Source organism: Roseateles sp. P5_B10, assembly GCF_056400485.1.
Map to the genome: position 1 here is coordinate 1 of NZ_JBFULE010000041.1, position 19,376 is coordinate 19,376.

Below are 19,376 nucleotides of genomic sequence, written 5' to 3' on the forward strand. Positions count from 1 at the left end.
ATGGAGGGGCTGTCCGACGTGCCCGACTGGCGGCCGTCGCCCAGCGTGGGCAAGCTCATCACGCCGCGCCGGATCAGCGCGTCCGGTGGCTGCATGTTGACGACCTCGGCGGAGCCCGGCCACCCCATCGGCCCGGCGCCGCGCATGACGAGGATGCAGCCCTCATCGATGCCAAGCGCAGGGTCGTTGATGCGCGTGTGATAGTCGTCGGGGCTGTCGAAGACGATGGCCCGGCACTCAAAAGCGCCGTCCTTCAGGTAGCGCTCGCGGAACGTTGCCGAGATGACGCTGGCCTTCAGGATGGCGAAGTCGAACAGGTTGCCGCTCAACACGACGAAGCCGGCATCGGGCTTCAGCGGTGCGCTGACCGGGTAGATGACTTCACGGTCCTGCGTCTCGCGGCCGTCGAGATTGGCGGCCATCGTGTGGCCGGTCACCGTCGGCCGGATGGTGCGCAGCAGGCCGGCCCGCTGCAGCTCCCACATGACGGCCGGCACGCCGCCGGCGCGGTGGAAGCGCTCGCCGAGGAACTGGCCGGCCGGCTGCATGTTCAGCAGCAGCGGCACGTGCTGGCCCACCTCGGTCCAATCGGCAGCTGTCAGCTCGATGCCGGCATGGCGGGCCATGGCCATCAGGTGCGGCTGGGCGTTGGTCGAGCCGCCGATGGCCGCGTTGACGACGATGGCGTCGAGAAAGGCGTCGCGGCTGAGGATCTTCGACGGCCGCAGGTCCTCGCGCGCCATGTCGACGATGCGCCGGCCCGTCTCATAGGCCATCTGGCCGCGCTCGCGGTAGGGCGCCGGGATGGCCGAGCAGCCGGTCAGCGACAGCCCCAGGCACTCGGCCAGCGCATTCATCGTCGAGGCCGTGCCCATGGTGTTGCAGTGGCCGGCCGAGGGCGCGGAGGCCGCAGCAATCTCGATGAAGGTCTCTTCGTCGATCTCGCCCGCCGCGAGCCGCCGCCGGCCGGCCCAGATGGCGGCGCCGGAGCCGACGAGCTGCCCCTCGAACCAGCCGTCCAGCATCGGGCCGCCGGACAGCACGATGGCCGGGATGTCGACGGTGCTTGCTGCCATGACCTGCGCCGGTGTCGTCTTGTCGCAGCCCGTCGTCAGCACGACGGCGTCCAGCGGGTAGCCGTGCAGGATCTCGACGAGGCCGAGGTAGGCCAGGTTGCGGTCCAGCGCCGCGGTGGGGCGGCGGCAGTTCTCGAAGATGGGATGCAGCGGGAACTCCATCGCGATGCCGCCCGCGTCGCGAATGCCATCGCGCACGCGCTTCGCCAGCTCCAGATGGATGCGGTTGCAGGGGCTCAGGTCGCTGCCGCTCTGGGCAATGCCGATGACGGGCCGGCCCGAGCGCAGTTCCTGCGGCGTGAGGCCGTAGTTCATGAAGCGCTCCAGATAGAGCGCCGTCATGTCGATGTGATCGGGGTTGTCGAACCAGTCCTGGGAGCGCAGCCGGCGCGTCATCGCGCGCGGCTCCACAGGTGCTTCATCAGCACGCCGACGCCATAGGTCATCGTGGTGGCGTGGGCGGAGATGTCCACCAGGGCGCCTTCGGCGTCGGCAGGCAGAAAGCTGGGGTCGGTCGAGGTCATGCGGCTCGCGGTGCGGTAGGGGAGGCGGCCCGAATTGTGAGCGCTACCGATTGCGCCTGCCAAGCGGGGGGCGAAGCGGGCGGCGCTTCAAGAGAGGATGAGGTACTCGGGGTAGCGTTGCTGGATCTCTTCCACCGAGGCCAGCGTGCCCGACAGGTGCTCGCGCACGGCCTGTTGCGCGCCTTGCGCGTCACCCGATTCGATGGCTTGCAGGATGGCCAGGTGGCCGGCCAGGATGGACTCGGCCTTGCCCTCGGTCGGCGCGTGCAGCAGGCGCAGCCGGTCGATGTGGCCCGACATGCGCGTCACCACCGACCACAGCCGCGGCAGGCCGGCGGCGACGTACATCAGCCGGTGGAACTCCTTGTCGGCTGCAATGAAGGCCGGGTAGTCCTTGCTGGCAGCGAGGCCCTCCTGGCGCGCCAGTTGGGCATGCAGGTCGTCGATCACTGCCTGGTCGTGCGAGAGCGCCAGCAGGCGTGCGATCTCGATTTCGATGGAGCGGCGCAGGAAATGCGCCTCGCGGGCCGCCGGCACGTCGATGCGGCTGACCTGGGTCGTGTACTGGGCACGTATGAGCACCAGGCCTTCTTCGCTGAGCCGCATGAGCGCGTCGCGCACGGGCGTCTGGCTGACGCCGAAGCCCTGGGCCAGCTCGGCGCGGTCGAGTGCGCTGCCGGGCGCCAGCTCCAGCGAAATGATGGCGGCGCGAAGCGCTTCAACAACCTGGGGCGCCGCATGGCGGGTGGGATCTAGCGTGGTGTTCATCTCGGGTGGCAAGCCAAATCTGCCGCTGGCGCGCGAATGCTGGGCGCCATTGTCATCGCGGGCTTGACGCGTCCTGCGCATGGGGCCTGAGTCCCCCCTGGCCCGTCGGCCGACAAGCTTGAGAGCGCTATCCAGTTTTCGGTCACCTTGCAATTCTTAGCCGCCTTTCCGCTGCGTGGCTCACTAATACATTAGTACACACCCTCGTTGACTGAGGTTTCCTGTGGACGTAAATTGAAAATGTGTGCGCTACCATTTAATGGTGGAGGCGTCCTAGAACCCATCAGGAGACAAAGACAAGATGAGCAAGACCAATTCGCCGCCGCGCCGCCGCGCCCGCCTGGATCGACAGCTGGCCCTGGGCACCACGCTGCTGGCCAGCCTGATCACGCAGGCCTATGCGCAGACCGCGCCGACGGCACCGAGCCAACAACTGGAGACGGTCGTCGTGACCGGCATCCGCAGCTCGTTGGCTGCCTCGGCGCTTTCGAAGCGCGACAACATCGGCCTGTCGGACTCGATCCACGCCGAAGACATCGGCAAGTTCCCGGACAACAACCTCGCCGAGTCGATCTCGCGCATCCCCGGCGTCCAGGTGAACCGCGACGTGACGGGTGAGGGTTTGAACATCCAGGTCCGCGGCCTGGGTTCCAACTTCACGCGCATCCTGATGAACGGTAACCCCGTCGCATCGGCCTCCACGAGCTTCAGCAGTGCCGGTAGCGCCAACCGCGAAGTCGACCTGGACTTCATGCCGGGCGACCTGTTCTCGCGCATCACGGTGTCCAAGAGCCCCACGGCCGGGATGCTGGAAGGCGCTATCGCCGGCGTCGTGAACATGCGCAACGCCCGCCCGTTCGACAAGGCCGGCACGCGCGGCACCGTCAAGCTGCAACTGGCCAAGAACGACCCCGCGCCCAAGCCCAGCACGCGCGGCACGGCGCTCTACAGCACGACGTTCGGCGACACCTTCGGCGTGCTGGCCGGCGTGTCCTTCGCCCGCAACAAGATCACCACGCGTGGCTTCGAGGACGGTACCGACTGGGTCACGCCCCGTCTGACCAACCCTTTGCAGACCGGCACGGGTACCTCAACCACCAACGGTGCCTGGGGCATCCCGACGACTGTGCCCGCTGCGGCCGCCGGTACCTATGGTTCGACGACATTGGCAGCCGGCCAGTCCGTCGATATGGCGCTGCTGAAACAGCTGAACCCCAATGCCACGATCCAGCAACTGGACAACGGCTACATGCCGCGCCTGCCGCGCCCGGTGAACTTCTCTGGTGAGCGCAACCGTGCCAATGGCCTGCTGAGCTTCGAGTTCCGCCCGACTGCAGATTTCGACGCCTACCTTGATTTGCTGACTGGCAGCAAGACCAGCAAGCAGGAGCGTGTCGACTTCGACATCAACGTCCGCAACAGCGCCGTCATCCCTTCGGCAATGAGCTATGACCGCAGCGACTGCGCGGTCTACTGCTTCGTGACGGGGGGCACCCTCCTCAACGGTACCGGTTTCCTTGAATACCGCCGCATGGACGAGAGGAGCAGCTTCACGTCCGTGAACCCGGGCTTCGAATGGCGCATCTCCGACAAGTGGACGCTGGACGCGCAGGCCAATCAGGCCAGCAGCAAATTCAGCCGCACCGCGCCCACGCTCCTGGTCCCGACCGACGCGGCCAAGCCGTTCACGGTGAAGATCGGCGCCAACGCCAATTTCCCGGTCTACACGCCCAACGGCTTCGACCCGAACAGCCCGGCCGGCTACACCTGGGATCACCACGGCAACGCGACGGGCGCCCAGATCAGCGTCAATCGTGAGGACCGTGAGATCAAGACGAGGGGTGCACGCTGGAATCTGGCCTGGGGTGACGAGAGCCTGACCCTCAAGGGTGGCATGGCCTATGACACCTACCACCGCCTGATCACGCCGTTCAACGACGATGGCCGTCTGCAGAACGTCGTCTGCGGCGGCAACCTGAACGTGCGCATGTACGCGCCCAACAACACCAACCCGAATGGCTGCGCGATCATTCCGATCACGGCCAACCCGGCGACGCAATACCCTGGCTACGGCCAGGGCGCGACGGCTGGCGGGCCCGCGCTGGCCTATCAGGGCTCGGCCGTGCCGGACATTTCCCAGTACCTGGTGCCCGGCCCCAACGGCTTCGTCACGATTGACTGGAGCCGCTTCGCTAGGGCCACCAGCTACGACAGCATCACCGCCGGCATGGTCCAGCTCGCGGGCAGCAACGCCCTCAGCGGTGCGTCTCCGCAGGACTTCGGTGAAAACGTCTTCGGCAACTACATCGAGGTGTCCGGCCAGGCGCGCGTCTTCGACCGCCTGCTGCGCTATGACGCGGGCCTGCGCCGCACGCGCACCTCGCAGAGCGTCGGCGCATACACGGGCAACGTGGCCGATCCGCGCAATGCAGGCCTGGCCAACGGCGGCCTGTACCCGAACCTGGTCACGGAGACGACGGGCCAGACTTCCTACAGCAACACCCTGCCCAGCGGCACGCTGGCGTACAACTTGGCTGACGACATGATCGTCCGCGCGGCGGCTTCGAAGGCCATCACCCGTGCTGACCCCAAGGCGCTGCAGCCGCTGAGGGCGACGTCCAATGATGTGGCCCTGTCCAACGCCACCGCCACCAACCCGGGGCTGAAGCCCTTCGAGTCCAAGAACCTGGACTTTGGATGGGAGTGGTACACGGACAAGAAGGGCAGCTATGTCGCGGCGGCCTATTTCGAAAAGAAGATCAAGAACTTCCCGCGCACTGTCGTGCGCCAGATGACGCTGTCGCAGATCCGCCAAGAGTTCGGTGCCGACTCGCTGCAGTACGCAGCGGGCAGCGCGATCGACCTGGCGGTGACTGCGGCCGGCGGCCCCGACAAGTTCAACATTCCGCTGTCGCAGCCGCTCAACACGGAAGACATCATGAAGCTCAAGGGCTGGGAGTTGAGCTGGGCGCAGTCGCTGGACCGCTTCCTGCCGATCAACGGCTTCGGCTTCTACGCCAACTACACCCGCACCAAGCAGGATGCAGGCACCAGCGGCCAGGTGCCGATTGGCGCGGCGCCCTATACGGCCAACCTGACCGTGTACTTCGAAAACAGCCGCGGCTCCATCCGCCTGAGCAACAGCTACCAGGCCCGCACCCCGTTTGAGTCGAAGAACACGGATTCCATCCCGGCAGGCACCATGTTCAAGTACAACAAGGCCTACTACCAGGCGGACCTCTCGACCCGTCTCGAAATCGGCGACTGGGTGGGGTGGAAGCAGGGCGTGTCGCTCAACTTTGACGTTGCCAACCTGAACAAGGCCACGCAGAAGTCCTACATCCAGGAAGAGCTCGCCGTGCGTGGCTACTGGGATCCGGGCCGTACCTATCAGCTGACCGCTCAGATGAAGTTCTGACCAGAGGCAGGCCATGTTCGGCGTCGTCCACCTGACCCGCGCCTCGCAGCGCACCAGCTTCCAGTTGGCCAACGCGCCGTACGCGATCTACGAGCCGGGTCGCACTTGCCAGGTGGGTCTGCGCGCCAGCTTCTGATTCATCGCCTGTGTCTCCGCCAGCGGTCCGGGTGTGGCCCGCTGGTGTTTCGATGAGGGTCCTCGCCGGCCGATGGCGAGCGCCCTCATCTTTTTATTGGCACCGCCGCCCGCTCGTGCCGGAGCTCGGTGACGGTGCGGCCGGCAACGCCCCAGTTGTCGGTGTCGACCTCGTCGATGACGACGAAGGTGGCCGCCGGGTCCTTGTTCAGCACGCGGACCATCAGGTCGGTCGCCTCGGCAATCAATTGCTTCTTCTGATCCAGCGTCACGCCTTCGCGGGTGATCTCGATGCGGATGTAGGGCACGGTCAGGTCTCCTGATGGGTGTAGAGCTTGGCAACGATGGACCAGCGGCCGCCATCCTTGAGCAGGCTGAGCTGGTCCAGGTAGTCGAAGCCCAGCATCTGGCAGCGCGCCGTCGCCAGCGCGACCGAGCCGTCGATGCGCAGGGCCTGCAATTGCATGCGCTGGGTCTCGCCCTGGCTTTGCGGGCTGGCCCGCTTGGCCACCACCTGCAGATAGGGCTCGACGTCGCGCAGCAGCACCTGGCCGCTGACCTCGCCGTAGAGCCGCGCCTGCGGGTGGAAGACCTGTGCGAGCAGATCCACATCGCCACGGTAGAGGCCGTCGAAATAGCGCTGCAGCAGCGCCAGCAGTTCTTCGCGGTCGGTCATGGCATCACCACTTGCCGGAGCTCATGCCGCCATCCACGGGCAGCACGACGCCGGTCGTGAAGGCCGCGCCGGCGAGATAGAGCACCGCATCGGCAATCTCCTGCACGGTCGCGATGCGGCCGGCCGGCTGCAGCGTGTTCAAAAAACCATGCATGTCGGCCGTGTACATCGGCGTGTCGACGATGCCGGGTGCAACGGCGGCCACCTGCACGTTGTGCGGTGCCAGCTCCAGCGCCAGGGCTCGGGTGGCGTGGTTGATGCCGCCCTTGATCAGCACCGGCAACACCGCTGGCACGCCCTGGATGGGTTGCGACGCGATGGCGGCCGTGATGTTGATGATGTGGCCGGCCTTGCGCTCCACCATGTGGCGGGCCGCGGCCTGCGACGGGTAGACAAAGCCCTTGAGGTTGGTGTCGACGAGGGCATCCAGCTCGGCCGGCGTGTAGTCGACAAAGGGCTTGGCGTTGAAGATGCCGGCGTTGTTGACGAGCACGTCGACGCGGCCGAAGCGTTCGATGGCCGCCTGTACGAGGCGGGTGCCGGTGGCCGGGTCGGCCACGTCGCCGGCGACGGTGAGCAGGTTGTCGGGCTTGCCGAGTTCGACGGCGGCCTGCCGCAGGCGCTCGGCATTGCGGCCGTTGGCGACGACGTTGTCGCCCTGCTTCAGGAAGGCGGCAGCGATGGCCAGACCGATGCCGCTGGAGGCGCCGGTGACGATGACGGTGCGAGGAGAGTGGTTCATGGATGACTCCATTGGGTTGCGATGGACTCAAATCTATTGGCGACGTCGTGATCAATAAATAAGATCCTGGCCACTTCAGTATTTACATGATGTGATGGCATGAATCGGCAATTCGACGACCTGATGCTGGGCAGCCTGGAGCTCTTCTGCGCGGCGGCGGAGCTGGGTGGCTTCACGGCGGCGGCTACGGCGGCGGGCGTGACGCCGGCGGCCGTCAGCCGCACGGTGGCGCGCCTCGAAGAGAGGTTGGGCGTGCGCCTGTTCGTGCGCACGACGCGGCAGATCCGCCTCACCGACGCGGGCCAGGCCTATTACGAGCAATGCCGCCAGGTGCTGAACCAGCTGATGGAGGCCGAGCGCGAGGTCAGCGGCCGGCAGGCGGCGCCGAGCGGCCTGCTGCGCATCAGCGTGCCGACGACCTATGGCCACCACCGCCTGCTGCCGCGCCTGCCGGCCTTCCGCGAGCGCTACCCGGAGATCCGCGTGGATGTGCACGTCAGCAACCGCAACATCGACTTCGCGGCCGAGGGCTATGACCTCGCCGTGCGCGTGCGCGCGCCAGCCGACTCGACGTTGATCGCCCGGCACCTGGAGGACGCCGAGCTGTTGCTCGTTGCCGCGCCCGACTACCTGCGCCGCCGCGGCGAGCCGCAGTCACTCGACGAGCTGGCGCAGCATGACTGCATCCAGTTCGAGCTGCCCAGCAGTGGCCGCACCATCCCCTGGCTGTTCCGGGAGGGGGCGCATGACGTCGAACGCCAGACCGCAGGCGGCACCAGTTGCTCCGACGACGTGCTGGCTGGCGTGACACTCGCGCGGCACGGTGCCGGCATCTTCCAGGCCTATCGCTTCACGGTGGAGGAAGAGCTGCGCCAGGGCCGCCTCGTCGAGCTGCTGAAGCCCTTCGGCGGCCGCTCGCGACCCTTCAACTTGCTCTACCCGCATCAGCGGCATGTGCCGCTGCGGGTGAGGTGCTTTGTCGACTTCTTGCTGGCGACCTAGAGAATTTCAAAGCGCACGTCGATGTTGCCTCGCGTCGCATGGGAGTAGGGGCAGAGCTGGTGGGCGCCGTCGACGAGCTGTTTCTTCTGCTCGGCATCGAGGCCGGGCAGGTTGACGGTCAGCTTGACCGCCAGCGCAAAGCCCTGGTCGGCCGTGGTGCCGAGAGACACATCAGCATCGATGCTGACCTCGTCCGGCACGCGGATGCCCAGCGGCGCGCCGGCGCGCCGCATCGCGCCCATGAAGCAGGCCGAGTAGCCGATGCCGAAGAGCTGTTCGGGATTGGTGCCCGGCTTGTTCGACCCGGGCGGGCTGAGCTTGACGTCCAGTTCGCCGTCGCTGGACTTGCCCCAGCCCTCGCGGCCTCCGGCGGTGTGGGTGTGGGCGGTGTAGACGACTTTCTCGATGGCGCGCATGGTGTGGGCTCCTCGTGGGTCAGGTTTCGGCGTGGAAATGGCGCAGGGCCACGAGGGCCAGGCGCACGACATTGCGGGTCTCGGTGACGGGGGCACCGGCCTTGGCGCTCAGGCGCAGGCCGCGCATGACGGTCAGCACGAAGTCGGCGGCCGCGGTCTCATCCAGCGTGGGCGGCAGCTCGTCCTGCGCCTTGGCCTGCGCCAGCGCGGCGGCGACGTCGGCCTTGGAGCGCCTGGCGCCCTCGCGCAGGATGGCCGCGACCTCTTCGTCGCTGGTGCCGATCTCGGCGGCCGTGTTGACCGACATGCAGCCGCGCGTGCGTGCCACGCCACTCGAGGACGCAATGGACGTCAGCAGCGTTTCGATGCCGGCCAGCGGCGAGGGCGCGGATGCCAGCACCTTCTGCAGCGATTTGGCGCGCTCGGCCTGGTAAAGGCGCAGGGCCTCCAGGAAGAGGCCGCGCTTGCTCTCGAAGGCGTTGTAGAGGCTTTGACGGCCGATGCCCATGGCCTCGACGAGGTGGGGCATACCCGTCGCCTCGAAGCCCTGGCACCAGAACACCTCCATCGCGCGGTGGAGGACTTCGTCCCTGTCGAATTCGGAAGGTCTTGCCATGAATGAATTGGACTTGTTTTTGAACGATCGGTCAATAATAATGAACGCCATCGATTTCGCAACCCGCAGTTCCACGTCATGAACTTCGCCAGAAGGCTCTCCGTCGCCGCCGCGCTCGCCCTGTTCATGACCGCTCACGCCTCGGCCGACCCGCGCCTGGACGGTGGCGGCGAATGGATCAACTCACCGCCGCTGGCACTCGCCGGCCTGCGCGGCAAGGTCGTGCTGGTCGACTTCTGGACCTATTCCTGCATCAACTGCCAGCGCACCCTGCCGTACTTGCGCGCCTGGTCGCAGAAATACGGCCCCCAGGGCCTGGTCGTCGTCGGCGTGCATGCGCCGGAGTTCGGCTTCGAGCGCGATGTGAAGCGCGTGCGCCAGGCCGCGATGGAAGGAAAGCTCGACTACCCCATCGTGCTCGACAACGACTTCACCATCTGGCGCGCCTTTGGCAACCAGGCCTGGCCCGCGCTGTATTTCGTTGACGCCCAGGGCCGCGTGCGCCACCAGCAGCTCGGCGAGGGCGACTATGAGCGCGCCGAGCGGGTCATCCGCGAGCTGCTGCGCGAGGCTGGCAAGGCGCCGGAGGCGGGCATGGCCCAGGTTGCGGCGACCGGCATCGGCCTGGCGCCCGACATCGCCAACGTGCGCTCACCCGAGACCTATCTCGGCCATGGGCACGGTGCAGCCCGCGGCATCCTGCCCGACCGCCTCAAGCGCTATGCCGGTGGCACCCCCCGGCTCAATGAGTGGTCGCTGGCCGGCGACTGGACCGTGCGCCCCGAGTACGCCGAGCTGTCGGGCGACAGCGGCAGCGTGGCGCTGCGCTTTCAAGCGCGCGACCTGCACCTCGTGCTTGGTCCCGCAACTGACGGCAAGCCTCTGCCATTCCGCATCACCCTCGACGGCCAGCCGCCTGGCACCGACGCGGGCCTGGACGTGGGCGCCGACGGCCGCGGCCTGGCCAGTGGCGAGCGCCTCTATCAGCTGGTGCGCCAGCGAGGCCCGGTGCGCGCACGCACTTTCGAGATCCGCTTCGATGCACCCGGCGCCCGCGCCTATGCCTTCACCTTCGGTTGACTTCACTGAGGACTTCAGATGAACACCTTGCCCCTGCCCACGCTTCCGCGGCCGCAGCCGCTGCCGCGCCCGGTCGTCTCCTTCGCCCGCATGCTGGTGCTGGCTCAGCGGCGCTTTCGCGATCAGCAGCAGAAACCCGCGGCAGCCGTCTAGCGTCGCGCCCGCGCGGTGGCCAGCGCGCTGTCCAGCGCCTCCAGCAGCCGCCGCGGCTCCAGCGGCTTGGTCAGGTAGCGGAAGAAGCCTGCGGCCAGGCCCGCCACCGCGGCATCGGGCATGGCGTTGGCGGTCAGCGCGATGATGGGGATATGGGCTGTGCGCGGGTCCATGTGCAGGATGGACTGGGCCTCGCGCCCGGTCATGCGCGGCATGTTGTTGTCCATCAGGATGACGTCGGGCACGTATTGCCGGGCCATCTCGACCCCGCGCTGGCCGTCGGGCGCCGTCAGCAGCCGGATGTCGCCGCGTGCGGCCAGCAGTTCCTCGACGAGCTGGCGGCTGGCGGGGTTGTCTTCCACATAGAGCACGGTGGCTGGCGCCTCGCCCTCACGCGGCGCCGCCGTCAGGCTGGTCAGGTCGCCCCAGTCGGTTTCGGCGTGCGGCACAGCGGGGAGTTCGCTGGCCCGCAGGTCGACCCAGAACACGCTGCCTTCGCCGGGCACGCTGTGCACGCCGATCTGGCCGCCCATCAGCTCGACCAGGCGCTGGGTGACGACCAGGCCGATGCCGGTGCCCTGCTCGGGGCCGCCCTCCTGGCCGAGGCGGTTGAAGGGCTGGAACAGCGCTTCGACCTGCTCGGGCTTGAGCCCGGCGCCGGTGTCCTTCACCGAGATGCGCACATGCCCGGCATCGAACCGGTCGCAGTCCACGCGCACCGAGCCGCCGGGGCGGTTGTACTTGATGGCGTTGCTGACGAGGTTGAGCACCACCTGCTTGAGCCGCATGCGGTCGGCCAGCGCCACGCAGCCGCTGCTGTTGACGAACTGGGTGGCGATGGCGCGCTGGCTGGCCATCGGCTCGATCATCTTGCGGCATTCCGCCAGCACATCGTCCAGCGGTACCGGCTCGACGGAAAACTCCACATGACCGCTCTCGATGCGCGCGAGGTTGAGGATCTCGTTGATGAGCGTCAGCAGATGCTTGCCGGCGCCGACGATGTGGTCGACGAACTCCTGGCGCCGCTCGGGCTTGGCGTCAGCGATGTTGGTGCCCAGCAGTTGGCCGAAACCGATGATGGCGTTCAGCGGCGTGCGCAGCTCGTGGCTCATGCTGGACAGGAATTCCGACTTCGCGCGGTTGGCCTTCTCGGCCAAGGCGGTGGCGAGCCGCAAGTCCTCATTGGAGGTCTCGAGCTGGGCGGTGCGCTCGTGCACGCGGGCTTCCAGCTGCTCGTTGAGCCGCATGACTTCCTGGGCGTGCTTCTCGATCTCACCCAGCATGCCGTTGAAGGAATCGGCCAGCACGCCGACCTCATCGTCGGTCATCTTGGCGGCCCGGCGCGAATAGTCCTGGCGCTGCATGACGTCGCGGGCCACATCGCTGATGGCGAGGATGGGCTGCACCACGGCGCGCTGCAGCCGCATAGAAAACAGGAAAGCGATGCCCAGCGCGGCCAGGGCGACCACCGCGGCGATGCCGAGATAGGTCAGCACGCGGTCATGCAGCGCGTACTCGGCGCGCAGATAGACGCTGCCGATAGCGCGCCCATCCTGCACGATGGGCAGGGCGACGGCGATGTCGCGGTCGGCACGGTGCACGCCCTGCTTTTCAGCATGCGCGGGCAGCGGCGCGTCGGCGCCCGCGGCCGTGTATGAGGCGAAGCGCTCGCCCTGGGCGCCGTAGATGGCGGCGGCACGCACGCGCGGCTGCAGGCGCAGCAGCGCAAGGTTCTCGCTGGCCACCTTGACGTCGTCGAACTCCAGCGCCGGCGCCGTCGAATGGCCGAGCAACTCGGCCTGGGCCTTGAGATCAGCCACCCAGCCTTCGTGATAGGACTTCAGGTCATAGGCCACCATCGCGCCCAGCGCGACAAGCAACGCGACCAGGGCCGTCAACATCGTGACGCCGAGCAGTCTCCGTTGGAGTGAGAGCCTGAACATCTATGACTTGCCTTCAACCCGACGCGCGACGCCGAGCAGGCGCACGCTGATCTTGAGGCCGCTTTGCGTGGCGGGCGGCAACAGGATGTCAAAACGCACCTTGTCGTCGATGACGACGAAATTGATCATGCCCATTGCGCCGCCGGGGTCAAACTCGGTGACTGTGAGGACTGGCCTCCCTTGTACGGCCGCGAGCAGGTTGGGTGTGTAGGAGACCATGCCGCGCGAAACGAAGAGGGCGTGGACGCCCTCTGGCACTTCGCCGCGCACGAGCCGGCGCACCTCGACGGGCCGCCCGGCCACGGAGGTGGCCGTGGCGGTGCGGCGGAACTCCTCGACGACCGCCTCGCTGGCCAGCACGCCGATGCGAAACGGCTCGCCCACCGGGCCCAGCGACTGCGGTGGCCAGTCGATGTAGTTGCCGAACTTGCAGACGAAGGCGGCCTTGACCTGGTATTCGGCCATGCCGTCATCGTCGCCCGCACGCGCGCCGCCCGCGATGGCCAACGCCGCGAGCAGCAGCGTTCGGCGGGCGAGGCGGACGGCCTTCATCAGAAGAAGCGCATGCGCATCTGGAGCATGAGGTTGCGGCCGAACTCGGTGCGGGTTTGGATGGCGGTGAACTCGCCGTGGCTGCCGAACAGGTTCTGGGCCACCAGCGCGAGGTCGACATCCGGGCCGATGCGCCGGCCCAGGCGCAGGTCCACGGCCGTGTAGGCCGGCACGTCTGGCGCGCTCAGGGCGCCGACATGGCGCAGCATGAGGTCCAGTTCGGCATCGCTGGGCAGGTTGAAGGCCGCACGCAGCCGCCACAGCTGGCGTGGCATGGCGCCGGCGGCGGCGGCCACGGAGTCGGCGGTGTCGATGCTGCCCGGCTTGAGCTGCAGGTGCGGCCTCAGCAGCGTGACGCCGCCGTGCAGGCGCAGCCAGGACGCAGCCTGCAGGCTGCCCCAGGCCTCCAGGCCGCTGACGCGGCCTTTCATGCCGTTGCCGAAATAGACCGACGTGCCGCTGGGCGCCAGCTCCTGGGTGCGCAGATGGTCGTAGTTGCCATGAAAGGCCGTGGCCGACAGCGTCAGTGCGGGCAGTGGCTGGCCGCGGTAGCCGAGCTCCAGCACATTGGCCGTCTCGGCGCGAAAGCCCGCGCCGCCGTCGAGGATGAAAGGCGGCTGGGCAGGGATGTAGATGTCGCGGTCCAGCCGCGAGGGCGCGCGCACCGTGTGCGCGGCCGAAGCCCACCAAAGCTGGCCGGGCGAAGGCTTCCATGCCAGGCGCAGATTGGGCAGGAACTCGTTGCCCGTGTAGTCATTGCGTTCGACACGCGCACCGAGTGTCACGCGCAGGCCCTCGGCAACCGCGACCTCGTCCTGAACAAACAGGCTGGTCCAGGCCTGGTTCAGTCGCTCGGGCAGGAAGGCGAACTCAGGCGCGCCGTGGCCGACGCGGTCCTGCGAGCGGCGATGGTTGGCGCCCAGCACGACGGTGTGGTCAGGCGTGGGCCGCAACGTGTACTGCACTTCGAAATCGGCGATCTCCAGCGTCTCGTCGAAGGTGGGCGGGTTCACGCGCACGGTACGGTCCAGATAGCCCTGCACGCTGAGTTCGCCGCCGCCGACCGGCCCATCCCAGCGCGCCAGCAGGTTGGCACCGGAGAGCCGGATGGTGTCCAGCGCGAAGTTCACGCCTGTGACGTCGATGCTGCCCGGCCGCGGCTGGCCGTGGTTGCCGCGATAGGCATTGCCCTGCAGTGTGACGCGATCGTTGCCGCGGCCCCAGTCGGCGCGAAAGCCGCCCCTGAGCATGTGGCCCGCATCCTCCACGGGCGTGCCCGCCGCCGTTTCGGTGCGGCCTTGGCTGGTGTGCTTGAGGTACAGGCGCATGTCGCCGCCGTCGCCCAGCGACCAGCCATGGCGCAGCACCGTGTCGCGCTCGTGGCTGCCCGCCGCCGCCGATACCAGGCTGCCGCGCGTGGCCGAGGCACTGCGCGTGATGATGTTGATGACGCCGTTGACGGCGTTGACGCCCCACAGCGTGCTGCCGGGGCCGCTGCTGATCTCGATGCGATCGATGTCTTCCAGTGCCACGTCCTGCACGTCCCAGAACACGCCGGCAAACAGCGGCGTGTAGACCGAGCGCCCGTCGATAAGGACGAGCAACTTGTTGGCCGAGCCGGCATTGAAGCCGCGTGCACTGATCGAATAGTCGCCGCTCGAGGTTTCGGCGACGTGCAGATTCGGCGCCAGGCGCAGGGCCTCGGGCAGGCGGGTCACGCCGGCGCGGCGGATGTCGTCGGCGGTGATGACAAAGAGTGAGGCCGCCGCATCCCCCAGGCGCTGTTCACGCTTGGCAGTGGAGGTGATGGTGACGTTACCGAGCTCTTCCAGGCTGAGGTCGACCAGAGGGGCCTGGGCCGCCGCGGGCGCCGCCCATAGCGCGGCTGCTGCAATGCAACATGCCCGGCTTTGTGGCTGCCCCATGCACCCTCCCAACGGTGACCCGGTCGCTCGACGATAACGCAGCGACCGGATGGCGGCAACGCGACATCGGCCCGCATGTGGCACCAGACGGCAACCCGTGACAAACGCCTCGTTTCAGGGGCGCTGCGTGCCTGCGCCGGGATTCGGGCACGTCGGGTGAGTGGCAGCGCGCAATGGCGCCAGCATCCGCCTGGCCGCCTGGCCGCCGGGCCGGGGGGGCGCGGCCTGCTCGTCAGCGTGGACTTTTCCTGGGCACGTTCTTCTGCAACTGCCACAGCAGCACACAGACGATCAGCGTCGTGCCGATCAGCACGTTGCCGACCCACGGAAAGTGCTCCAGCTTGCCGTCGGTGCCAATGCTCACGATATGGCCGGACACCAGCGCCGCCAGGCCGCCAGCCAGCTGCTGCAACGCGGCATTGATGGCCGTGAAGGCGCCGCGCTGCTCCGGCGCGGGGATGCCGGTGACGACAACCTGCCAGGGCACCATGCGCGAGAAGATGCCGGCGAAGAGGATGACGTTGACGACGACCAGCGTCGTCAGCGATGACGGACCCAGCCGCGTGTAGATCGCCACCATCACGATGGTGATGGCACTGCCCGTGAAGAACACCGGCAATGGGCCGAAGCGATCGACGAGGCGGCCCACCAGCGGTGCGACGAACATCGTGCTGATGCCGGTGACCAGGTAGACCATGGGCAGGTGCTGCAGGTCGATGCCGACGTTGTTCACCGAGAAGGCGCTGGCGAAGGGCATGATCATGAAGCCGCCGGTCGTCAGCAGCGCCGTGATGACGAAGGCGTGCACATGGCGGGCCTTGGCGACGGTGTGCCAGAGGTGGGCGAAGGCGCTGCGGTCGCTCTGCAGCTTCAAGTGGGCATCCACCGGCTTCATGCGCCAGGCGATCAGCAGGCCGCCGACTGCTCCGAAGGCCACCAATGCCATGAAGGGCGCGTGCCAGTCCCAGTGCGTGGCGAGGTAGAGGCCGAAAGGCAGGCCCAGCACCTGGCTGGCCGCAAAGCCGCCTTGCAGCAGGCCCATGACGCGCCCACGCAGTGCCGGCTCGAAGAGGTCGGCGGCGATGGCCATGACGATGGAGCCGATGACACCGCCGAACAGCCCGGTGACGATGCGCGCCATCAGCAGCGACTCGAAGCTGGTGGCCAGGCCGCACCACAGCGTGCCGAGCAGAAACCCGCCGTAGAAGAACAGCAGCAGTTTCTTGCGGTCGAAGCGGTCGGCAAAGCCTGCCGTCAGCAGGCCGGAGATGCCGGCGCTGAAGGCATAGGCCGACACGACCAGGCCGAACTGCTGGGCCGTCATCGACATGGCCGGCATGATCATGGCGCCGAGCGGCGACATGATCATGAAGTCCAGGATGACGGCGAACTGCAGCAGTGTCAGCAGGCCGGTGGCAAAGCGCTGGTAGGGAGTGAAGGCGAGCGGCGGGGCAGTGGCTGGAGCGGTGGCTTCGGGCATGGGCGGCGGCGGTGGCAGGCGCGGGGCCTGATGGGGGGATGTTGGGCGCTGGCGTGCCGCTCGATGGCGGCGTTGGGACTGCCACGCAGTGTGCGCGAGGGCGTGCCCGGACATGGCAGCAGAGACTGGAGCAGGATGAGACGCTGAGCTCGCTGCATAGGAGCCTATTCATATTAAGATAGGCGCCTATGTAAAGTCAAGGACCGTTCATCAGTCCTTTCTGTGCGTCCATGCCCGAGCCTCGAGAACCCCAACCGCCGCTGAAGCTGATCGGCCATGTCCACCGCGGTTTCCAGCGCATGGCCGACCAATTGCTGCGCGAGCAGGGCTTTGCGCTGGGCCAGCTGCCGGTGCTGATGGCGCTGAAGGACGGCAAGCCGCGCTCCCAGGCAGAACTGGCGCGGCTGGCCCATGTGGAGCAACCCAGCATGGCCCAGCTGCTGGCGCGCATGGAAAGAGACGGCCTCGTCGAGCGAGTGCCCGACCCCGAGGACGGCCGCAGCCGCCTCATCTCGCTGACGACCGCCTGCCGCGAGCGCATGCCCAAGGCGCGCGGCGTCATGCAGGCGTTGAGCGCGGAGGCGCTGCAGGGCTTCAGCGCCGAGGAGGTGGCGGTGCTCGGCGGGCTGCTGAGCCGCCTGGCCGACAGCGTCGATGCGATGCTGGAGCGTCGCCTGGGGGACTGAGGCGGGCCTGGCGCGCCGTCCTACACGGCGTCGCGCCGCAGGCTCACGCGGGTGCAGAGGTGGCCGCGCGAGAGTGAAGCATCCCGATTTGCGGAGATGCAATCATGGACACGATGATGGACAGCCCGCCCCGGCTGGAAACAGCACCTTCGCAGGCGGCGGATGTGCTGATCTGCGTGGTCGGTACGGCCGATGTGATGCAGGCTTGCGAAGCCGACCTGGCGGTGCTGGCGGCAAACAGCAGCGTGCATCGCCTGGACTGGCGCCTGGACGACGAGTTCGGCGAGCCGCCCGTCGAGGCGGATTGGGCCGACGGCCTCATCGTGCTGAACTCCGACGCCTGGGCCGCACCAACCGGCTGCGCCAAGTTGCAAGCCCTGCTGAAGATGGCCTGGCGCTGCGGCCGCACCGTGGCGCTATGCGGCGACGCGATGAATTCGCTGAGCACGCTGGGCTTTGCGGCCGATGTGCCCGCCGAGGCCGAAGGCCTCTTCCTCTGCCCCCAGGGGCCTTGCAGCGAGACGCTGCGCGAGTTCCTCGACGCCGTCCAGGAACAGCCCCATCGCGGCCGTTGAGCGCCTGACCGTTGATTGATCCTTGCTCCGAGCCTGTCAGCTTGTGGCAGGCCTGTCGGAACTGCACCAAAAAGCGTGGCCCGCGTCGCGCTTCTTCTTGAAGCTGAACGCGGGCCACGCGCAGGGGACGAACGGAGTCGCTATCTGCGCATCAGCCCCACCACCAGGCTGATGATGGCCAGGATGATGAAGCCGTAAAACAGCAGCTGGGCAATGCCTGCGGCGCTGGCGGCGATGCCACCAAAGCCGAATAGGGCCGCCACGAGGGCGACAACAAAGAAGATGATCGCGTAACGCAGCATGAGGTTTCTCCTTGGACTGTTGGCATCGCTAATCTAGGGCTGGCGCTGGTGCTGGGGTGCCGGCCCCCGCCGCGCTGCCGGGTAGGAAGCCGCCGACGCGGTTACAGCCGGCTTGGCGCTCGCATCCGCACGTGGCGCCGCAGCCGGTCCATCGCAGCTCACGGGTGGCAGGTCCTCCCCGGGATCGACGAAGGCCAACAGGGCGGCCGGCGGCGCCAGCGCCCCCAGGGCGATGGCGGCAATGGCCTTGCCGCCCAGGGCCTTGCCCTCCAGGGCGATGCGCGGGTCGCCCAAAGTGCCCTGCACGCGCACCGGTGAACGCAGCGTCAGCAACGAGAAGTCCTTGGGCCTGGCGACCACCCGCAGGTCCAGTGTCTCGTCGGCCAGGCTGATGCGGCCGTCGATGTCGATGCGGCTGTCGCGGTTGTCCACCACGGCCGAGCGTGGCCTCAGCACACCCGCCTTGAAATTGCCGTCCAGGCGGGCGCAATTCAGCGCCAGGTTCTTGTCGCCGCGCAGCAGGATGCCCAGGCCTTGAGCCAGGTCCAGCCCGGTGGCTTCGGTCAGCAGATGGGAAATGCTGCCCTTGTCGAGCTGCAGGCGAATAGGCCCGTTCAGGCTGGCCAGCAATGCGGCCGTGCTGCCCCCGTGGCCCTGCACGTCGATGTCGGCGCGCATGCGGCCGGTCACGGGGTGTTCACTCAGGCTCTTGGCCTGGAACTTGAACCACTGCTCGATGGCCATGCCGCGTACGTCGGCATGCACCTGCCACAGCGGCGGGCTGGGGCGCGTGTCCAGCCGCAGCCGGCCGGCCAGCTCGCCGCCGGCCACGCCGGCATTGAAGTTCTCCAGCGTCAGCACGCCGCCTTCCAGCACCACGCTGGTATTCACCGGTGCCAGCGGCGCAAGCTTGGCGCTGCCGAGGTCGAGCTGGGTCAGCGCGACGGCGACGCGCGCGTCCATCGTGCTCAGCGACGGCAGATCCAGCGGCCGGTCGGGCAGCACGCGACCCGGGCGGCTGGGTGGCGCATCCGCGCCGACGGCTGGGCCTAAGTCGGCCAGGCGCAGCGGGCCGCCACGCAGCATGCCGCTGAGCATGGGGCGCCGTGTTGACTTCTCGCGGGTGTCGAAGCTGAAATCGCCGGCCAGTTGGCTCTTGCCGATGCGGGCACGGGCACCGCCCAGCTGCCAGACGCCCGAGGCATGCTGCAGCCGCCCGCTGAGCTCCAGCGGCGGCGTGCTGGGCAGGGTGATGCCGAAAGGGCGGCCGACGTCGGCCAGCGAGTTGCCGCGCACCTGCAGCTGGC

The 19,376-nt window shown here is 67.7% G+C and carries 21 protein-coding genes; 7 read left to right on the forward strand and 14 right to left on the reverse strand.

Annotated elements, in window-relative coordinates; translation table 11 throughout:
* The 3 genes from AC1DU6_RS05090 to AC1DU6_RS05100 form a co-directional block, all read right to left on the reverse strand.
* On the reverse strand, positions 1-1,472 hold a 1,472-nt coding region (locus AC1DU6_RS05090; RefSeq protein WP_477856229.1), incomplete at its 3' end, for an IlvD/Edd family dehydratase.
* On the reverse strand, positions 1,469-1,600 hold the full coding sequence (locus AC1DU6_RS05095; protein WP_477856230.1) for a hypothetical protein: 132 nt from the start codon (positions 1,598-1,600) through the stop codon (positions 1,469-1,471). The genes AC1DU6_RS05090 and AC1DU6_RS05095, both read right to left, overlap by 4 nt.
* 87 nt (positions 1,601-1,687) lie before the next feature.
* On the reverse strand, positions 1,688-2,368 hold the full coding sequence (locus AC1DU6_RS05100) for a GntR family transcriptional regulator (protein ID WP_457326546.1): 681 nt from the start codon (positions 2,366-2,368) through the stop codon (positions 1,688-1,690).
* Positions 2,369-2,669: 301 nt separating this feature from the next.
* Here AC1DU6_RS05100 and AC1DU6_RS05105 point away from each other — a divergent pair, with 301 nt between their 5' ends.
* Both AC1DU6_RS05105 and AC1DU6_RS05110 read left to right on the forward strand, forming a co-directional pair.
* Complete coding sequence (locus tag AC1DU6_RS05105; protein ID WP_477856231.1) at positions 2,670-5,786, forward strand: TonB-dependent receptor; 3,117 nt, start codon at positions 2,670-2,672, stop codon at positions 5,784-5,786.
* A gap of 13 nt (positions 5,787-5,799) precedes the next feature.
* Positions 5,800-5,922: a hypothetical protein gene (locus AC1DU6_RS05110; RefSeq protein WP_457320187.1), complete on the forward strand. Its 123-nt coding sequence runs from the start codon at positions 5,800-5,802 to the stop codon at positions 5,920-5,922.
* A gap of 85 nt (positions 5,923-6,007) precedes the next feature.
* Here the strand turns inward: AC1DU6_RS05110 and AC1DU6_RS05115 are convergent, their stop codons facing one another.
* Genes AC1DU6_RS05115 through AC1DU6_RS05125 form a run of 3 tightly spaced genes read right to left on the reverse strand, consistent with a single transcriptional unit; the run spans position 6,008 to position 7,339 of the window.
* Positions 6,008-6,229: a tautomerase family protein gene (locus AC1DU6_RS05115; RefSeq protein ID WP_056204744.1), complete on the reverse strand. Its 222-nt coding sequence runs from the start codon at positions 6,227-6,229 to the stop codon at positions 6,008-6,010.
* A 2-nt stretch (positions 6,230-6,231) separates the two neighbouring features.
* On the reverse strand, positions 6,232-6,597 hold the full coding sequence (locus tag AC1DU6_RS05120) for a nuclear transport factor 2 family protein (protein WP_457320189.1): 366 nt from the start codon (positions 6,595-6,597) through the stop codon (positions 6,232-6,234).
* Between the two features lie 4 nt (positions 6,598-6,601).
* On the reverse strand, positions 6,602-7,339 hold the full coding sequence (locus tag AC1DU6_RS05125) for an SDR family NAD(P)-dependent oxidoreductase (protein ID WP_457320191.1): 738 nt from the start codon (positions 7,337-7,339) through the stop codon (positions 6,602-6,604).
* 99 nt (positions 7,340-7,438) lie between these two features.
* Between AC1DU6_RS05125 and AC1DU6_RS05130 the strand changes: the two genes are divergently transcribed.
* Positions 7,439-8,341, forward strand: coding sequence for a substrate binding domain-containing protein (locus AC1DU6_RS05130; RefSeq protein ID WP_457320193.1), 903 nt, complete (start codon positions 7,439-7,441; stop codon positions 8,339-8,341).
* Here the strand turns inward: AC1DU6_RS05130 and AC1DU6_RS05135 are convergent.
* Both AC1DU6_RS05135 and AC1DU6_RS05140 read right to left on the reverse strand, forming a co-directional pair.
* Positions 8,338-8,757 carry an organic hydroperoxide resistance protein gene (locus tag AC1DU6_RS05135; protein WP_477856232.1) on the reverse strand — a complete coding sequence of 140 codons (420 nt, stop codon included), beginning with the start codon at positions 8,755-8,757 and terminating at the stop codon, positions 8,338-8,340. The two genes, AC1DU6_RS05130 and AC1DU6_RS05135, sit on opposite strands and share 4 nt — an antisense overlap.
* 19 nt (positions 8,758-8,776) lie before the next feature.
* Positions 8,777-9,373: a TetR/AcrR family transcriptional regulator gene (locus tag AC1DU6_RS05140; protein ID WP_457389470.1), complete on the reverse strand. Its 597-nt coding sequence runs from the start codon at positions 9,371-9,373 to the stop codon at positions 8,777-8,779.
* 78 nt (positions 9,374-9,451) lie between these two features.
* On the opposite strand from AC1DU6_RS05140, the gene AC1DU6_RS05145 reads away from it, so the two are divergent.
* Together AC1DU6_RS05145 and AC1DU6_RS05150 are read left to right on the forward strand one after the other, a co-directional pair.
* Positions 9,452-10,453, forward strand: coding sequence for a thioredoxin family protein (locus AC1DU6_RS05145; RefSeq protein ID WP_056204731.1), 1,002 nt, complete (start codon positions 9,452-9,454; stop codon positions 10,451-10,453).
* An 18-nt stretch (positions 10,454-10,471) separates the two neighbouring features.
* Positions 10,472-10,606, forward strand: coding sequence for a hypothetical protein (locus AC1DU6_RS05150; RefSeq protein ID WP_457320199.1), 135 nt, complete (start codon positions 10,472-10,474; stop codon positions 10,604-10,606).
* On the opposite strand, the gene AC1DU6_RS05155 is transcribed toward AC1DU6_RS05150, so the two are convergent.
* From AC1DU6_RS05155 to AC1DU6_RS05170, 4 genes are all read right to left on the reverse strand, one after another.
* Entirely contained in the window at positions 10,603-12,549 is a 1,947-nt protein-coding gene (locus AC1DU6_RS05155; protein WP_477856233.1) for a sensor histidine kinase, YfiR-like protein-associated, read from the reverse strand. The genes AC1DU6_RS05150 and AC1DU6_RS05155 overlap by 4 nt on opposite strands.
* Positions 12,550-13,101 (reverse strand): TOL_0243 family YfiR-like periplasmic protein, encoded by a 552-nt coding sequence (locus AC1DU6_RS05160; RefSeq protein WP_457320203.1) that lies wholly within the window; start codon positions 13,099-13,101, stop codon positions 12,550-12,552.
* Positions 13,101-15,026: a TOL_0244 family TonB-dependent receptor gene (locus AC1DU6_RS05165; protein ID WP_457320205.1), complete on the reverse strand. Its 1,926-nt coding sequence runs from the start codon at positions 15,024-15,026 to the stop codon at positions 13,101-13,103. Before AC1DU6_RS05165 ends, AC1DU6_RS05160 begins: the two co-directional genes overlap by 1 nt.
* 232 nt (positions 15,027-15,258) lie before the next feature.
* The gene (locus AC1DU6_RS05170) at positions 15,259-16,506 is read right to left on the reverse strand and encodes an MFS transporter (RefSeq protein WP_457320207.1); all 1,248 of its coding nucleotides are present in this window, start codon (positions 16,504-16,506) and stop codon (positions 15,259-15,261) included.
* A gap of 230 nt (positions 16,507-16,736) precedes the next feature.
* Between AC1DU6_RS05170 and AC1DU6_RS05175 the strand changes: the two genes are divergently transcribed.
* Together AC1DU6_RS05175 and AC1DU6_RS05180 are read left to right on the forward strand one after the other, a co-directional pair.
* On the forward strand, positions 16,737-17,192 hold the full coding sequence (locus tag AC1DU6_RS05175; protein ID WP_056204720.1) for a MarR family winged helix-turn-helix transcriptional regulator: 456 nt from the start codon (positions 16,737-16,739) through the stop codon (positions 17,190-17,192).
* A gap of 104 nt (positions 17,193-17,296) precedes the next feature.
* A complete protein-coding gene (locus AC1DU6_RS05180) occupies positions 17,297-17,767 on the forward strand; it encodes a hypothetical protein (protein WP_457320209.1) in 471 nt (156 codons plus the stop codon).
* Positions 17,768-17,907: 140 nt separating this feature from the next.
* On the opposite strand, the gene AC1DU6_RS05185 is transcribed toward AC1DU6_RS05180, so the two are convergent.
* Both AC1DU6_RS05185 and AC1DU6_RS05190 read right to left on the reverse strand, forming a co-directional pair.
* Positions 17,908-18,069 (reverse strand): DUF1328 domain-containing protein, encoded by a 162-nt coding sequence (locus tag AC1DU6_RS05185; protein WP_082533043.1) that lies wholly within the window; start codon positions 18,067-18,069, stop codon positions 17,908-17,910.
* A gap of 33 nt (positions 18,070-18,102) precedes the next feature.
* On the reverse strand, positions 18,103-19,376 hold a 1,274-nt coding region (locus AC1DU6_RS05190), incomplete at its 5' end, for an AsmA family protein (RefSeq protein WP_477856234.1).

Coding starts and splice junctions, on each gene's coding strand:
- AC1DU6_RS05185 (WP_082533043.1), bottom strand. CDS start 18,069: ATGCTGCGTTACGCGATCATCTTCTTTGTTGTCGCCCTCGTGGCGGCC.
- AC1DU6_RS05155 (WP_477856233.1), bottom strand. CDS start 12,549: ATGTTCAGGCTCTCACTCCAACGGAGACTGCTCGGCGTCACGATGTTG.
- AC1DU6_RS05140 (WP_457389470.1), bottom strand. CDS start 9,373: ATGGCAAGACCTTCCGAATTCGACAGGGACGAAGTCCTCCACCGCGCG.
- AC1DU6_RS05135 (WP_477856232.1), bottom strand. CDS start 8,757: ATGCGCGCCATCGAGAAAGTCGTCTACACCGCCCACACCCACACCGCC.
- AC1DU6_RS05180 (WP_457320209.1), top strand. CDS start 17,297: ATGGACACGATGATGGACAGCCCGCCCCGGCTGGAAACAGCACCTTCG.
- AC1DU6_RS05130 (WP_457320193.1), top strand. CDS start 7,439: ATGAATCGGCAATTCGACGACCTGATGCTGGGCAGCCTGGAGCTCTTC.
- AC1DU6_RS05175 (WP_056204720.1), top strand. CDS start 16,737: ATGCCCGAGCCTCGAGAACCCCAACCGCCGCTGAAGCTGATCGGCCAT.
- AC1DU6_RS05110 (WP_457320187.1), top strand. CDS start 5,800: ATGTTCGGCGTCGTCCACCTGACCCGCGCCTCGCAGCGCACCAGCTTC.
- AC1DU6_RS05125 (WP_457320191.1), bottom strand. CDS start 7,339: ATGAACCACTCTCCTCGCACCGTCATCGTCACCGGCGCCTCCAGCGGC.
- AC1DU6_RS05120 (WP_457320189.1), bottom strand. CDS start 6,597: ATGACCGACCGCGAAGAACTGCTGGCGCTGCTGCAGCGCTATTTCGAC.
- AC1DU6_RS05165 (WP_457320205.1), bottom strand. CDS start 15,026: ATGGGGCAGCCACAAAGCCGGGCATGTTGCATTGCAGCAGCCGCGCTA.
- AC1DU6_RS05160 (WP_457320203.1), bottom strand. CDS start 13,101: ATGAAGGCCGTCCGCCTCGCCCGCCGAACGCTGCTGCTCGCGGCGTTG.
- AC1DU6_RS05105 (WP_477856231.1), top strand. CDS start 2,670: ATGAGCAAGACCAATTCGCCGCCGCGCCGCCGCGCCCGCCTGGATCGA.
- AC1DU6_RS05170 (WP_457320207.1), bottom strand. CDS start 16,506: ATGCCCGAAGCCACCGCTCCAGCCACTGCCCCGCCGCTCGCCTTCACT.
- AC1DU6_RS05145 (WP_056204731.1), top strand. CDS start 9,452: ATGAACTTCGCCAGAAGGCTCTCCGTCGCCGCCGCGCTCGCCCTGTTC.
- AC1DU6_RS05095 (WP_477856230.1), bottom strand. CDS start 1,600: ATGACCTCGACCGACCCCAGCTTTCTGCCTGCCGACGCCGAAGGCGCC.
- AC1DU6_RS05150 (WP_457320199.1), top strand. CDS start 10,472: ATGAACACCTTGCCCCTGCCCACGCTTCCGCGGCCGCAGCCGCTGCCG.
- AC1DU6_RS05100 (WP_457326546.1), bottom strand. CDS start 2,368: ATGAACACCACGCTAGATCCCACCCGCCATGCGGCGCCCCAGGTTGTT.